At 59.1% G+C, this 13,583-nt stretch carries 14 protein-coding genes and 1 pseudogene; 3 read left to right on the top strand and 12 right to left on the bottom strand.

The annotated features are described in order from the left end of the window. The first annotated feature begins 8 nt into the window (after positions 1-8). Complete coding sequence (locus ABID59_RS00825; RefSeq protein WP_354033206.1) at positions 9-251, top strand: DUF2274 domain-containing protein; 243 nt, start codon at positions 9-11, stop codon at positions 249-251. Here the strand turns inward: ABID59_RS00825 and ABID59_RS00820 are convergent. From ABID59_RS00820 to ABID59_RS00800, 5 genes are all read right to left on the bottom strand, one after another. Beyond that, positions 224-1,162, bottom strand: a complete 939-nt coding sequence (locus ABID59_RS00820; RefSeq protein WP_354033205.1) for a LysR family transcriptional regulator — start codon at positions 1,160-1,162, stop codon at positions 224-226. The genes ABID59_RS00825 and ABID59_RS00820 overlap by 28 nt on opposite strands. 100 nt (positions 1,163-1,262) lie before the next feature. After that, entirely contained in the window at positions 1,263-1,895 is a 633-nt protein-coding gene (locus tag ABID59_RS00815) for an acyl-homoserine-lactone synthase (protein WP_354082140.1), read from the bottom strand. An 87-nt stretch (positions 1,896-1,982) separates the two neighbouring features. Then, positions 1,983-2,711, bottom strand: a complete 729-nt coding sequence (locus ABID59_RS00810; protein WP_502916774.1) for a LuxR family transcriptional regulator — start codon at positions 2,709-2,711, stop codon at positions 1,983-1,985. A gap of 401 nt (positions 2,712-3,112) precedes the next feature. Next, positions 3,113-3,499, bottom strand: a complete 387-nt coding sequence (locus ABID59_RS00805) for a RidA family protein (RefSeq protein ID WP_354082138.1) — start codon at positions 3,497-3,499, stop codon at positions 3,113-3,115. 158 nt (positions 3,500-3,657) lie between these two features. Beyond that, positions 3,658-4,200, bottom strand: coding sequence for a RidA family protein (locus tag ABID59_RS00800; protein ID WP_354082137.1), 543 nt, complete (start codon positions 4,198-4,200; stop codon positions 3,658-3,660). Between the two features lie 231 nt (positions 4,201-4,431). On the opposite strand from ABID59_RS00800, the gene ABID59_RS00795 reads away from it, so the two are divergent. Both ABID59_RS00795 and ABID59_RS00790 read left to right on the top strand, forming a co-directional pair. Then, entirely contained in the window at positions 4,432-5,325 is an 894-nt protein-coding gene (locus ABID59_RS00795) for a beta-keto acid cleavage family enzyme (protein WP_354082136.1), read from the top strand. 259 nt (positions 5,326-5,584) lie between these two features. Then, entirely contained in the window at positions 5,585-6,331 is a 747-nt protein-coding gene (locus ABID59_RS00790) for a glutathione S-transferase family protein (protein WP_354082135.1), read from the top strand. A gap of 174 nt (positions 6,332-6,505) precedes the next feature. Here the strand turns inward: ABID59_RS00790 and ABID59_RS00785 are convergent, their stop codons facing one another. The 7 genes and pseudogenes from ABID59_RS00785 to ABID59_RS00755 form a co-directional block, all read right to left on the bottom strand. Beyond that, positions 6,506-8,599, bottom strand: coding sequence for a methyl-accepting chemotaxis protein (locus ABID59_RS00785; RefSeq protein ID WP_354082134.1), 2,094 nt, complete (start codon positions 8,597-8,599; stop codon positions 6,506-6,508). A gap of 358 nt (positions 8,600-8,957) precedes the next feature. Further along, the gene (locus ABID59_RS00780; protein WP_354082133.1) at positions 8,958-9,833 is read right to left on the bottom strand and encodes an amidohydrolase family protein; all 876 of its coding nucleotides are present in this window, start codon (positions 9,831-9,833) and stop codon (positions 8,958-8,960) included. A 19-nt stretch (positions 9,834-9,852) separates the two neighbouring features. Next, a complete protein-coding gene (locus ABID59_RS00775) occupies positions 9,853-10,236 on the bottom strand; it encodes a RidA family protein (RefSeq protein WP_354082132.1) in 384 nt (127 codons plus the stop codon). 29 nt (positions 10,237-10,265) lie between these two features. Beyond that, entirely contained in the window at positions 10,266-11,069 is an 804-nt protein-coding gene (gene hpaH / locus ABID59_RS00770; protein WP_354082131.1) for a 2-oxo-hept-4-ene-1,7-dioate hydratase, read from the bottom strand. Between the two features lie 3 nt (positions 11,070-11,072). Continuing rightward, a pseudogene (locus tag ABID59_RS00765) lies at positions 11,073-11,889 on the bottom strand (fumarylacetoacetate hydrolase family protein). Between the two features lie 47 nt (positions 11,890-11,936). Next, positions 11,937-12,242: a flavin reductase family protein gene (locus ABID59_RS00760; protein ID WP_354082130.1), complete on the bottom strand. Its 306-nt coding sequence runs from the start codon at positions 12,240-12,242 to the stop codon at positions 11,937-11,939. A gap of 11 nt (positions 12,243-12,253) precedes the next feature. Beyond that, a complete protein-coding gene (locus tag ABID59_RS00755; protein WP_354082129.1) occupies positions 12,254-13,231 on the bottom strand; it encodes a Bug family tripartite tricarboxylate transporter substrate binding protein in 978 nt (325 codons plus the stop codon). Positions 13,232-13,583 lie beyond the last annotated feature (352 nt).

Raw genomic sequence — 13,583 nt, 5'->3', positions numbered from 1 at the left:
GAACGAAGATGGCCAAGCTTAAGATCGGGGCGCTTCCAAATGACAAGCCCGTCAAGGTCACCGTTGAATTGCCGGCTGACGTGCATCGAGATCTGGTTGCTTACGCGGCAGCCCTTGCCCGAGAAACGGGTCAGCCGGTCATCGATCCGAGTAAGCTCATCGCGCCCATGCTGGCGCGGTTCATGGCTACGGATCGTGGATTTACAAAACGGCGTCGTATGACTCAATCACCGGACGTCAGCGAAGGATAGCGTTCGGCCAAGAGTTTGAGAAAGCCTTCCATAGTTGGATTTTCATTGTCGGCTCGCCAATGGGCCGAAAAACCAAAGCGCGTTGCTCCGGTCCCGTCGCGCAATTCGCGATAGACTAGCCCAGCGAAGCTTGCGCCAACTTCTGATTCCAGGACCAAGCTGATTCCAAGATTCATGCTGACAAGACTCTTAATAATGCCTCGATTGACGTCATGCCGCTCGATCCTGGGGCGACCTTCAGCAGGAGCAAGCTTTGATACCAGGAGATCCTCGAACTCTCGTCCGGGATCGTGCTGGCTCAATAGAACGGTCTCGTTCCGAAGGTCCGTCCAGTAGATTACGTTGCGCTCGGCCAATGGATGGGTATCCGCCAGAGAGACCAAGATCCGCTCACTCCAGAGAGGACGAACGTTGTTGTCCGTCAGCGGCACCTCCCCAGTTACGATCAGAATATCGACCGTGCCGTTTCGCAGTGCCGTTGCCAGACGTGTTCGCGACCGCTCAATCGTTGCGAGTTCTATCCGAGGAAACCGGCTCCTGAATTCCATCAGCGTCGCTCGCAGGTTCCCCGCGGAAATGGAGGTGCAAAAGCCGATCGAAAGACGGCCAGCTTCCCCTCGGCCATTCGATCTCGCTGTTGCCACTAGTATGTCGACTTGCTCCAAAATTAACCCGGCCATCCTCAGGACGCTTCGCCCAGCCGGCGTTGGCTTTACTCCTCCGCCTGAACGTTCGAATACGGTGACACCGATCCGGTGCTCAAACTGACGAATAGATCGACTCAGGATCGAGTGTTGAATAGAGAGCAACTCGGCGGCTTGCCGAATACTCCCATGGTTAGCGGCTGCGATCGCAAACTGCAGCTGCTGCAGGTCAACAGCGAGCACTCGGGACATGCGTAGCTTATTCATTTTCTCGTTTCTCACAGCCCCGAAGCAGACAGCCGCATACGCTACGGGGCAGCGATGTCGCTTAGGAGCTAACAGAACTGTTCGTCTTATGATAATGACGTCAGGCGACAGCGAGAACGACCGGCTCCCAAAGAACGGGTCCGGCGAAACCGCCCGCATTACGAATCCTAGTCAGCACCTCAGTGGATATCTCGAGATAGCCTGCAACCGCCAACGTATTTCCAAGATTGCAGGGGTTGCCTAGGCGTCGTAAGGGCCAGCCGGCCCGGCGCAGGATTCGCTCCATTCGAGCGTCGGTTACTGTGACGATATCAGTAAGTCGTCGCGAGAGGCCGAACTCGATCATGCCAGCGAACATTTCATATGTTGCGCAAGCTATAGCGTGCTTCCCCTTAGGAGCATCTGTAGCCACGTCCAGTGCGAATCGACTGCTTTCCCATATTGAGCGTTTTGATGGTGCACTTTGACCAGCTAGAAGCACAGGAAAAAGTTCACTCAGCATAGTAGGCCCGACAGATGGAAGTAGTCTAACGCAGCCCTGTAGCCGGCCGTCGGTTGCTAGCTGCACAAGATACGTAGGATGGAGGGCGTCGAAGCTGTCAACTTCCATATCTCCGCTGGTGTGGACTTCCCAGTCCAACCGCTCTTTGAAAACTCGATAGCGGAGTTGGTGCATTGCGATAAGAATTTCCGCAAAATTGCCGTAGCGCCGCTCTGTGATGAGCTGAATCATGATTGCCTCCTAGCAGCATTTGTCGTGCCTCATGGAAGCTCGTTTCGTGATCGGAGGCATCACCCTTACCTACGGGGGATGCGCGCCTTAATTGTGCGAATTTCCTTTTGCAGCCGCCATGCGTGTCGCCGCTTGCACGATCGTACGCACTCCCAGCTTTTCCTTCGCACTATCAAGATATGAGGCCACGGTATGACGTGAGATGCCAAGGATGTGTCCGATTTCCCAAAAACTCTTGCCTTCTGCAGCCCAACTCAAGCATTCGAATTCGCGAGGAGAAAGGAGCACCTCACCGAGCCTCCGATCGCCCGAAAGCTTACGTCGAACGTGCGCATGGAAGTACATTGCCATGAGTTGAAGGACGCGCGCGTGCGAATTGATGCAGCTTTCGAACTGCGGCCGCTTTTCGTCTGTGGAGAAGGTCAATGCAGCGATGGGACCGTGACCATCGTGAATAGGAACTGTAAAGCCAAATCGAATTCCAAACCCGGAAGCTTCAGAAAGTAGCTTGTGCTGCGCCGAAGAGAGGTGTCTCGCGGCTAACCCCAAGCCCCACCGGAAGGGCTCTGGATCTTGGAGCGCTTGCATAACGACCGGATCAAGGCGGTCGTAATGGCGGCATAAATAGTGCTTAACCCAATCAGTAGGATATGTGGAAATTACAAGAGGTTCTTTGCCTTGCCGAAGTGGCAGCGCAAGATATGCAAAGCAGGACAAATCCATCGCGGCTGCTGCCGTAGCGATTGCTTTGGAAAAGCCTTCGGCATCTCCAGCGCTTGATAGTAGATCAATGAAACTTTGAAAAACGCGGTGCATCAAGGTCTCCGCACTTCCTGCCCCTAATGAACTGACGGTGTTCTTCACACCATGCTCAGATTGCCGCGAAGCGCCGGTCTGAATGTGTTGGTGGTCGCTTCGGCCCGAGGTGTCGGGCTGCGCGGACGGTGCTGCCGCGAAGAGCGGTCTCTCAGTCCCTTGCGGCAATATCGATCAAACCACTTTCGTATGGTTCGCGGGCAGACACCTAGGGGCGGCCTGCTGCCCCTACCCACTCTGCACCGGCCGAACAATTTGCTCTCGACCACGCGGCGAGAGCCGGACATTCTCATGGACGTCTATTCGGTTTCGCTCGGAGATCGCAAAAGCTTCGACAACTTCAGCCTCCCTGATCGGGACCTAATGGACAGCTTATTGAAAGCTCCGGCTGATCCACGCTACTATTTCTTCAACTGCACCACGCATTCGATCTCGATCAGCATCTTCGGATCTGGCAGTGCGGCCACCACGCAGGTGGTGCGTGCCGGATACGGCGCGGGCCCGAACGCGGATGCATACAGCGCGTTCATCGCGGCGAAATCGGAGGCGCGAGTCAACAGCACGTTGACCTTGACCAGGTTGCGGAATGTCGCCCCGGCCTCGTCGAGCACGCGCTTGATGTTGTCGACGACAAGGCCGAACTGGGTCTCGAAGTCTTCGGCCAGCGCGCGATCCGCGTCGAAGCCGGGAATGCCCGAGACGAATAGCAAATCGCCGGTGCGCGCGGCAAAGGATAGCGGCGGTGACTTGACGCCGGGCGGCGGGGCGAAATGCTGGATCTCTGACATCGAAGCTTCCTCATTTTGTAGCGCTGGTCTGTCGAATGAGACCACTTTGCCGCTCTCGGCTAACGCGTGATGTCGTCAACTTGGCTGCTGGTGAGGATGAGCCTCAGCGGATCACCCAGGCGATCGACGATCAGTTGGATTGCGCGCGCAGCGTTCGCTCATTCGACCTCGATAATCATTTCGACTTCCACGGCGCTATTGACCGCAAGTCCTGCCACCCCTACGGCAGAACGCGCGTGTTTACCCTTGGCTTCTCCAAAAACGTCGACCATCAAGTCGGAAAATCCATTGATGACACGCGGCTGATCAACAAACCCGTCAGCTGAGTTGACCATGCCCAACACCTTGACGACGCGTTTTACGCGATCAAGGCTACCAAGCGCGTCTCGGACTTCCGCCAGCATGATCAACCCGACCTGCCGCGCGGTGTCATAACCTTCCTGTACGGTCAGGTCTTTCCCGACCTTGCCCTTGAATTTCCATCCCCCAGGAGCGTATGGCGTGTTTCCCGAAAGAAACAGCAAATTCCCCACTTGCACAGCGTTTACATAGTTGTAGAACGGCGAAGGTGCTTGCGGCAGCGTAATGTTCTTTTCCTTTAGCCGTGCCTCGGGGTTCGTGGCCCCCTGCGCGAGCGCGTATCCTGACGCCGCAATCAATGCCAGCATTGCACTGGCAGACACATTCAATACCGTTCTCATCTTTATCCCTCCCGTTATTCGCAGGTCGAGATTATCTCGACACGAATAGGAAACGGGAGTCATGAAACGCTATGCCCTCGTTCGCTTTACCGTTGTTCCGACTGTCGGAATGATCGTTAATAATGATTGCGGTTTATCTCGCGCCAACTTCAGGTCGGATGACTGGGGCGCGTTCGGCCGAATTGTCTCCGCTCGGCAGCCTCCAATACTCATGAGTGTTTCGAGAGAGCCATGCGGAATCCGACGGACAAAGTCATCATCACCTGCGCCGTCACGGGCAATCACACCACGCCAGCGATGACGCCTCATCTGCCGATTACCCCCGAGCAGATTGCCGATGCTTGCCTTGGTGCGGCAGAGTCGGGAGCCGCGATCGCACACGTCCATGTCCGCGATCCTTCGACGGGAAAACCTTCCATGGAACTCGAATATTATCGTGACGTGGTCGAACGCGTCCGCGGTAGGAACAGGGATCTCATCCTTAACGTCACAACGGGGCCTGGCGGCCGGTTCGTACCTTCCGAAGAGGACCCCAAGATTGCCGGTCCGGGTACGAATTTTCTCCGACCCGAGCTTCGGGTTACCCATATTGCTGCATTGCGCCCGGATATATGCACGCTCGATCTCAACACCATGACCTTCGGCAAAGAGGTCGTCATCAACACGCCGTCCAACATTCGCAAGATGGCCACCGTCATTCGAGGGGCTGGCGTCAAACCGGAAATCGAACTGTTCGATTCGGGCGACATTGCTCTATTGGCCGATCTGGTGAAGGACGGGACGCTCCCGGGACCGCATTTGGTCTCAGTTGTGATGGGCATCAAGTATGGGTTCCAACCTTCGCAGGAGACCGTACTTTACGCGCGCAACCTTCTGCCTGCTGGAACATTTTTCACGGCGTTCGGAACAGGCCGGTGGAGCTTTCCGGCCGTGGCTATGTCCTATCTCGCGGGGGGGCACGTTCGGGTCGGCCTCGAGGATGCAGTGCTGATGAAGCGGGACGTTCTTGCAGAATCGAATGCGCAGATGGTGGAGAAGGCAAGGCATATCGTCGAGGAGCTTGGAGGGCAGATCGCCACTGCTTCGGAGACGCGCGCACTTCTTGGATTGCCATCGCGGGCCTAGGACAGAGAGGCTACGGCATGACGATTGGGACTTTGGTGCTGGTGCCGACGGCCGCGCGCAATTTCTTTCGCGACTCATTTAGCAGGCCGTCTTGTCCGACCGCGGGGTAACGGCAAATGGCGGATGCATCTCGTCGATGCGGATCTGGTCGCTGTGCGGTCTCACGGATTGCTGCTGTACGTTCCGGGTGGACGTACCGCGAGCGCTCGCCAACCTATAATTTGTAACGTCCTGTAAAAGAGCACAGAGAGGGGACGGGATGTCACTGGAGCTTCATCACGCGCTAACTTCCACTTGCAGTCAGAAGGTGCGGTTGGTCTTGGCCGAGAAGCATCTGGATTGGACGAGCAAGGTCGTCAATTTATCCAAAGGGGAACATCTGGCCGAGACTTATCTGCAAATTAATCCGAATGGTCTTGTCCCCACACTTGTGCATGACGGCGCTCCAATCATCGATAGCTCCGTCATCAACGAGTATCTCGAAGATGTTTTTCCGGAGAGGCCAGTGCGGCCGAGGGAGGCCAGAGCGGTTGCTCACATGCGAGCCTGGCGCCAATACATCGACGAGGTTCCTACGCCGGCGATCCGTGTGCCGTCGTTTAATGCCTATTTCGTTCCGGCATGGTCGAAGATGACCGAGCAGCAATTCTTCGAGTATACGGAGCAGCTTCCACTAAGAAAGCACTTCTACCGAAAAATGGGCAGGAAAGGCTTTAGTGAATCGGATGTGAGCGAGGCGCTGGATAAGCTCCGCCAAACGCTGGATCGGATGGAACAAACGCTGGGAGATGGGCCATGGTTGGTCGGGTCGCAATATACGATCGCCGATGCCAGCATAACACCTACCATCTTACGAATGGACGATTGCGGGCTATCACATATGTGGCGCGAGCTTCCTCGCGTGAGCGATTGGTACGATCGTATTCGCAATCGTCCAAGCTTCATCGCGGCTTATCTGCCCGGATCGCGCGATCTTGGACCAGGTGGCGAACTTTCTCGAGACTAGTTTAGCCGCCTTTGTCATCGTTTCAGGCCGTGGCCAGTGGTAGCCCCTCCGAACAGGAATCTTTTCCCCCTCATTTCGCTCGGGACGTAACGCTCCGAAGGGCGCCTTGCGGCCGTGACAACAGCCGAAGCGCAGCCGTGGGGTGGTAAGGCCCTCTCAGCGCCCCAGCGGAAGTTACGCCGCGCGGATCTTGGTCAAGAACTCCGTCACTTGCTGTCCCAGATGCTGGCTTTGGGTCTCGAGCGTCTCGGACGCCCGTTTGACGTTCTCCGCGACGGAGGCCGAGGCGTCGGCGTCGGCTTTGACGCCCATTATATTTTCCGAGACGTTCTTGGTGCCCTGGGCGGCGAACTGGGTCGAGCGGGTGATTTCCTGGGTCGCAGCTCCCTGTTCCTGTACGGCAGCGGCGATCGCGGTTGCGACCTCGTTGACCTCACCGATGATGCTGCCGATCCGCTTGATGGCGTCGACCGCATCGCCCGCCACCTTTTGGATGTCGGCAATCTGCTCCGAGATTTCGTCGGTCGCCTTCGCGGTCTGGCTTGCCAGCGACTTGACCTCGGAGGCAACCACCGCAAAGCCGCGGCCAGCTTCGCCAGCACGCGCGGCCTCGATGGTGGCGTTGAGTGCGAGTAGGTTGGTTTGGGCGGCGATGCTGTTGATCAGGCCGACCACCTCGCCGATCCGGCCAGCCGATTTGGCAAGCCCCTGCACGGTGCCGTCGGTCTGGCTCGCCTCGTTCACGGCGCGGCTCGCGATGCCTGCGGCATGCGCGGCCTGCTGGCTGATGTCGTTGATGGATGCACTGAGCTCCTCCGACGCCGACGCGACGCTCTCGACGCTGAGCGAGGCGTCGCTGGAGGCTTTCTGCGCGAACTCGGCCCGCTCGTTGGTCTTGCGCGAGACTGCCGTCAGGCTCGAGGAGGTGTTGCGCATCGCGCCCGAGGCCTCGCTGAGCTGTTGCAGGGTCCCGCGCACCAGGCTCTCGAACTCGCCGACATAGTTCTCGATCGCGCGCTGGCGTGCCGCAGCGCCCCCATTGCGCTCGCGTTCCTGCGCCTCGATCTTCAGCTTGTCCGCAGCCTGCTGCTTGAAGGTTTCCAGCGCGCCCGCCAATGCACCGATCTCGTCCTCGCGCTCACCATAGCCGGTTTCGACGGCAAGATCGCCGCCGGCTACTTTCAGCATGGCGTCGCGGATGTGGTTGAGCGGCTGGATCACGCGGCGGCCGACCATCAGCGTGGCGCCGCAGGAGAAGGCGATTGCCGCAACCAAGAAGAGCAGCTGAAGGGTCAGCGAGCGCCGCGCTATCGAATGCTGCTCCGTGACATGAGTCTTGGCGGCCTCGAGCGCGGCGTCCGCAACGGCGACGGCGGCATTGAGGTGGCCGACCGTGAGCGGGGTCCATTCCTTGGCCTCCATCTCCGGCTTCTCACCGGTGGCGAGCGCATTGATCAGGCGGTCGCGCAGCGCGGTATATTGCGTGTCGAAATAGTTGGTTTTGGTGCTCTCCATGGCGGCCGAGAGTGCTGGCGACGACTTCATGCTTTCAATGGACAATTGCAGGGCCTTGAAGGCCGCTTCCGCGCCGCCGACGAATTTGAGGTAGGCCAACCGGGCCTCCGGCGTGATCTTGCCGCTCGCAAGGCTGGCGGATACGACCTGCGATGCCTCGGAGGCCGCGTTGCGCAACATCCAGGCGGACTGCTTGATCAGGAGCAACTGATCGACGACGGCATCCTGATGGTTCACTTCGCTTGCGAGTAACCTTGAGATCTTGTCGAGCAGCGCGAGCAGCGTCGTCTCTGTATCAATATATTCCTTGCCGAGCGTGATGCGGCGCGAAGCCTTCGGTTTGGCCATCTCCTGGAAGAATTCGGTCTGCTGTGCGGTCACCGTCTTGAACAGGCGGTCGAACTCCGGAACCAGCGTGTCTTGCTGAGCAAATCCGATGGTCGGCAGTACCTCGAGCGCATGGGCTATGGCCTGCATCTGACTGTCGCGCATGCTGCGGATGAAGCGCTCCACCTCGCCGTCGAGCTTGTCTTCGTTGAGGAGGATACGGTTGCTGTTCGTGCCGGAACCGCGCGTGCGAGTCATCGCCTTGAACATGCTGGCTGAGGCGTCGGCGACTTGCGCGATGCGGTTGGTGGTGTGGAGGCGCTGCCAGGAGTCCCAGGCGCTGAAAGAAAACACCAGCAGAATGATGAGCGCCGCAGCGAGGACCACGGCCAGAAGCAGCGCGGACACGGTCAAACGATTCAACATGCTGATACTCCTAATTCTCGCATGCATTTGAACCGTAAACCCTAAAAATTTACCCGAGCCCCAGCGGACGGAAGTTCGACCGTGTCACTTTTTGGGTGCATATTGCGCGCGTTCCGCATGGTGGAACGGAACGACTTAGCTAATGGCTCAAAGGCTGTCGCTCTGCTATGGTCGTTTGAAACTTTGATTGCGGTGTTGCGCTGATGGTCGCTGCGGGAGCCGGCATTCATTTTGCGATGTGCAGAATCCTGCTCAGTTCAACCTGACGCTGCTGCAGTTTCTGCTCAGCGGGATTTAGCAGGACTTGCCCGAAATGCCGGACGAGGTTCGCCGGAAGCCCTTGACCTAGGCAGCGCTTTCAATCGTGAAAGCGGAACAGCTCGGCCGGATTGGTCACCAGAATTTTCCGTAGCTCCGCGTTATCGGGCGCGTAGCGATACAGTAGCTCCAGCAAATCCGCATCGTTGGGCGGCTGGACGATGGAGACCGGATGCGGCCAGTCGCTTGCCCAGATGCAGCGGTCGGGAGCGACTTCAATATAGGCACGGGCGATAGGAATGACGTCGTCCCACGGCGCGCCGGCCTTCGAAGTCTTTTCGCCGAGCGACAGCATCACCCAGAAATTGCCCTGCGAGAGCAGATCGAGCACCGCGCGCAAATTCGGGTCGCCCTTGCCGCGCAGTGGATCCGGCCGGCCCATGTGATCGATCAGTACAGGCACGTCCAGCGCACGGATCTTGTCGAGATTGCCGACGATACCGTCCTTTTCGGGCTGGAACTTCGCATACCAGCCAAGCTCCCGTATGCGCGCAATGGCGCGCTCAAAATCCTTGTCCGACAGCACCGCGCCGAGCTCTTTTCGGAAACTGAAGCGCGCGCCGCCGACGCCTGCGGCATCGAGCCTCGCAAGATAGGCGTCATCGGCTTCGGCAAAGACGAGGGCATTGGCGCAGCCGCGATAGTTCGGCCCCATGGCGGCCAAGCCGTCGAGCACGACGGAGTGATCGGCACCATAGGTCGTGGTTTGCACGATGATGCCGCGCTCGACGCCGAGCGCCTTGTGGACGCACAACGCCGCTTCCCAGGTCGCGGTCGGCATCTGATAAGCCGCGCCCGCCCGTATCGGATATTGTTCCACCGGCCCCAGCACGTGAAACTGGCTGTCGATGCTCTTCGGCGGCGGCCGTTTTGATGGACGGCGCGGGCTCGGATCGAACGGAAGGTAACTCGGCATGGCGCTTCTCTTTTCGGGCTCAATCGATCACGGCAGTGAAATCGCACTGCACCAGCGCGCCACCTTCCATGTTCATCTGCAGCGCATGACGGGCGGGACGCGAATGTTCGTCCGGAAACATCTTCAGCCATTCGGCATTCACCGGCGCACGCTGGGTGCGATCCTGCAGCCACACCGTCATCTTGATGATGTCGTCGGTGCTACCGCCGCCCGCTTCCACGATGGCCTTCATATGGACGAACATGTTGGCGCACTGGTCCTCGATGCGCTTGGGCATGGCGCCGGTCGCGGGATCGCGACCGAGGATGACGCCCGACATCATGAGATTGCCGATCCGGGACGCATTCGGAATTGGGTTGGCATGCTTGAACTCGCCGATATGGATGCTCTTGCGTCGTGCCATTTGCACACCTCGTTTTGATAATTATTTGCTCAGACGAATTGGCAGGAGACCGATCCGAACGGGCCGTAGTCGGCATGAAACGTATCGCCTCTGCTGATTTCAACCGGGCGCGTAAAGGATCCCGCCAATACCACCTCGCCTGCGGCCAGATGCTCGTCGTGGAGCGCCAATCGATTGGCGAGCCACGCCACGCCATTGGCCGGGTGGTTGAGGACGCCGGCCGCGATGCCGGTCTCTTCGATCGTCCCGTTGCGAAACAGCAATGCGCCGATCCAGCGCAGATCGACCTCCAGCGGCCGGAACGGCCGGCCGCCGACAACCAGCGCGGCGTTGGCCGCATTGTCGGAAATCGTATCCATCACCTTGCGCGGCGCCTTTGTCTCGGGATCGATCCGGTGCATGCGCGTTTCCAGAATTTCAAGCGCAGGGGTGACGTAGTCGGTGGCGTTGAGCACGTCGAACAGCGTGCAGTCCGGTCCCTTCAGCGGAGCCTTCAGGACGAACGCCAGTTCGACCTCGATGCGCGGGGCGTGAAACCGATCGAACGGAATAGTGCCGGCGTCCGAATAGAACATGTCCGCGAAAAGCACGCCGAAATCCGGCTCGGAGATCCCCACCGCGTTCTGCATCGCCTTCGACGTCAGGCCGATCTTGTGGCCCTTGATGCTCCGGCCGCGTGAAAGCTGGAGCCTGGTCCACGCTCGCTGGATCGCATAGGCGTCCTCGATCGTCAGTTCCGGATATTCCGGCGTGAACGCGCGGATCAGCGATTTGCTTCGTTCGGCCTCGTCGAGGCGCTGCGCCAGGCGGTCGATAGTGTGCGGGTCGAGCATGATCTAGGCTTCTGCCGCGACGACGTTGCGCAGGACACCGATGCGCGAGGATTCCACCTCGACTACGTCGCCGGGCTTGAGCCAGCGCGGCGGATCGAACCGCGCACCGGCGCCGGTCGGCGTGCCGGTTGCGATCATGTCGCCCGGTTTCAGGGTTGCGAAGGTGGAAAGATAGGCGATCAGGAAATCGAACGGAAACATCAGCCGCTCGGTGGAATCGTTCTGACGCACCTCGCCATTGACACGGGTGACGATATCGTGCTGCCCGCGCGGATCGCATTCGTCGGAACTGACGATCCACGGCCCGATGCTGCCGGAGCGGTCGAAATTCTTGCCCTGCGTGACGTTGAACTTGCCGTGATGCAGCCAGTCGCGCACGCTGCCTTCGTTGCACAAGGTCATGCCGAAGATGTGGTCGAAGGCGCGCTCGCGCGGGATATGTCGCCCCGCCTTGCCGATCACGATGACGAGTTCGCCCTCGTAATCCAGTTGCTCGGATATTTTCGGCTTCTCGATCGGCTGGATATTTCGAAAGGTCCGAATTGTCTTTGTATTCGGCGTTGCGATCCCGGTAGTTGACGCCGATACACCACAGCTTTTCCGGCGCAGGGATCGGCGACCGCAGGGTCAGGTCGTCGAGTGAATGATCCGGTGTTTGCCCGACAGCTGCCGCATGCGCAGCCTTGAGGCCATCGCCGGCAATCAAGGTCCGCAAATCGGGAAACTTGGTGCCAATCCGAGTGCTCAGGTCGACAACACCGCCGGCAATGGCCGCGCCGTAGCACGGCCGTCCGTTTGCATGATAGCTCAGAAGACGCATATATGGGTTCCTTCAGGAATCGGATTTCGAGGTCTGAAACGCGGGCTTCAGGGTAAATATCTCGCCGAGCCGCGCGTAGCGTGCACCGCCGTCGTCAGGCTTAAATCCGCGATGTGTACGACGGTTTTCTCGTTGTTGAGGATGTTGTGCGCGGTGTCCTTGTAGACCCCGGCCTTGCGGCCGACGCTGATCGCCAGCATCGGCGAGACAAAGTTGAAGGCGCTGAACGGCGCCAAATTGACGGTGCCGCCGTCCGACAGGGCAGTGACCCAGGCGGTCGGACGCGGTACTACGACGCCGGTGATCAACCGGTAGGCTTTTTCCGCATCGAGATCAGACGGATCGATCCGCATCGCGAGGTCCCTTAATCGGCCTTGATATTGGCCTTGCGAACAATGGGAAGCCACTTGCCGTCCTCCGCTTCGAGGTAGCTCCTGTACGCCGCCGGTGTCATCGTGACGGCCTCCGCGCCCAGCGCGTTGAACTTTTCGACGATCGAAGGATCTTTAAGGATGGCCGCCATCGTAGCGTGCAGCTTGCCCACGATCTCGGCCGGAGTGCCGGCCGGCGCGAACAGGCCGGTAAAGGTCTGGCCATCGAACTCCTTGTAGCCCAATTCGGCGAAGGTCGGCACATCAGGTATCCATGAGGCGCGGTGGCTGCCGGTGACCGCGAGCGCGCGCAACATGCCGTTCTTGATGAACGGCAATCCGACCGAAATCTGGTCAAAGGCGAATTGTACCTGGCCCCCGATCAGATCGTTGATGGCGGGCGCGTTGCCGCGGTAATGCGCCGTCACCCATTGCACGCCGAGCGTCGACTGCACGAGCTCGCTGAGCAAATGATTGGTGGTGCCGGCGCCGGGCGAGGCCATCGTCAGCTTACCGGGCTCACGACGGGCGAGGTCGAAAAATTCTTTCAGGTCCTTTGCTGCGACTGACGGATGTACCTCGAGCACCAGGGGTGTCATCGAGATCGAAGTGATAGGGAGGAAGTCCCGCTTCCAGTTGTAGGCGTCGCGCTTGGCGATCTCGGGAGCGAACATCACCGGTCCGTTGGTGCCGACGAACAGGGTGTAGCCGTCGGGCGTCGACTTCGCGAACGCCTCGCCGGCAATCAGACCGCCGGCGCCGGCCTTGTTCTCCACGATGAAGGGCTGCCCCAGCATCGTTTGCAGCTTGTCGGCGATGATGCGCGCAGCGCCGTCGACATTGCCGCCGGCCGGATACGGTACGATCAGCTTCACAGAGCGTGCCGGCCACTGCTGGCCTGCGGCCGCAATATTCGACAGGGCCGTGAGCAATGCCGTGACCGCGACGCCTGCGATAGCGAACAACCTCATTGCATCCTCCCGAAAGGCCTAAGCAGTTGGAGCCATCCGCTACTTTGTTGTCGCGCGCGGGCCGCAGCCCTCTCAGGACGATGCGACCGCGCGTCAGAGGATTGGACAGGCCGGCAAGAAACTCGTTAGCGCTAGTGCCACAATGACGAGACTGAGAGTTGATCGCGCACGGTTGGCAAGTGAAGGACAAAAGGCTGGCTTGCTGCCGAACGCAAGTTAGCTATTGCCAAGGTTCCACTCAGCGGAATGCATAGGAATAGCTATGGCAAATGGCCGGGGCGGCCGTCATCTTCCAGCCGATTGCAGTCGATTGTTCGCAAACAGCCGATGCGCAAGCAAATAATGTTTGGGA

This window comes from Bradyrhizobium sp. S3.3.6 (genome assembly GCF_040546905.1).
GTDB lineage: Bacteria > Pseudomonadota > Alphaproteobacteria > Rhizobiales > Xanthobacteraceae > Bradyrhizobium > Bradyrhizobium cytisi.
The sequence above is the reverse complement of the archived record's forward strand: the minus strand, read 5'-3'. Positions and strand labels throughout refer to the sequence as shown.

Bases quoted from the DNA above. Each gene is read 5' to 3' on its own strand.
- ABID59_RS00825 (WP_354033206.1), top strand. From the start codon at position 9: ATGGCCAAGCTTAAGATCGGGGCGCTTCCAAATGACAAGCCCGTCAAG.
- ABID59_RS00820 (WP_354033205.1), bottom strand. From the start codon at position 1,162: ATGAATAAGCTACGCATGTCCCGAGTGCTCGCTGTTGACCTGCAGCAG.
- ABID59_RS00800 (WP_354082137.1), bottom strand. From the start codon at position 4,200: ATGAGAACGGTATTGAATGTGTCTGCCAGTGCAATGCTGGCATTGATT.
- ABID59_RS00755 (WP_354082129.1), bottom strand. From the start codon at position 13,231: ATGAGGTTGTTCGCTATCGCAGGCGTCGCGGTCACGGCATTGCTCACG.
- ABID59_RS00805 (WP_354082138.1), bottom strand. From the start codon at position 3,499: ATGTCAGAGATCCAGCATTTCGCCCCGCCGCCCGGCGTCAAGTCACCG.
- ABID59_RS00760 (WP_354082130.1), bottom strand. From the start codon at position 12,242: ATGCGGATCGATCCGTCTGATCTCGATGCGGAAAAAGCCTACCGGTTG.
- hpaH (WP_354082131.1), bottom strand. From the start codon at position 11,069: ATGCTCGACCCGCACACTATCGACCGCCTGGCGCAGCGCCTCGACGAG.
- ABID59_RS00775 (WP_354082132.1), bottom strand. From the start codon at position 10,236: ATGGCACGACGCAAGAGCATCCATATCGGCGAGTTCAAGCATGCCAAC.
- ABID59_RS00795 (WP_354082136.1), top strand. From the start codon at position 4,432: ATGCGGAATCCGACGGACAAAGTCATCATCACCTGCGCCGTCACGGGC.
- ABID59_RS00790 (WP_354082135.1), top strand. From the start codon at position 5,585: ATGTCACTGGAGCTTCATCACGCGCTAACTTCCACTTGCAGTCAGAAG.
- ABID59_RS00785 (WP_354082134.1), bottom strand. From the start codon at position 8,599: ATGTTGAATCGTTTGACCGTGTCCGCGCTGCTTCTGGCCGTGGTCCTC.
- ABID59_RS00810 (WP_502916774.1), bottom strand. From the start codon at position 2,711: ATGCACCGCGTTTTTCAAAGTTTCATTGATCTACTATCAAGCGCTGGA.
- ABID59_RS00780 (WP_354082133.1), bottom strand. From the start codon at position 9,833: ATGCCGAGTTACCTTCCGTTCGATCCGAGCCCGCGCCGTCCATCAAAA.
- ABID59_RS00815 (WP_354082140.1), bottom strand. From the start codon at position 1,895: ATGATTCAGCTCATCACAGAGCGGCGCTACGGCAATTTTGCGGAAATT.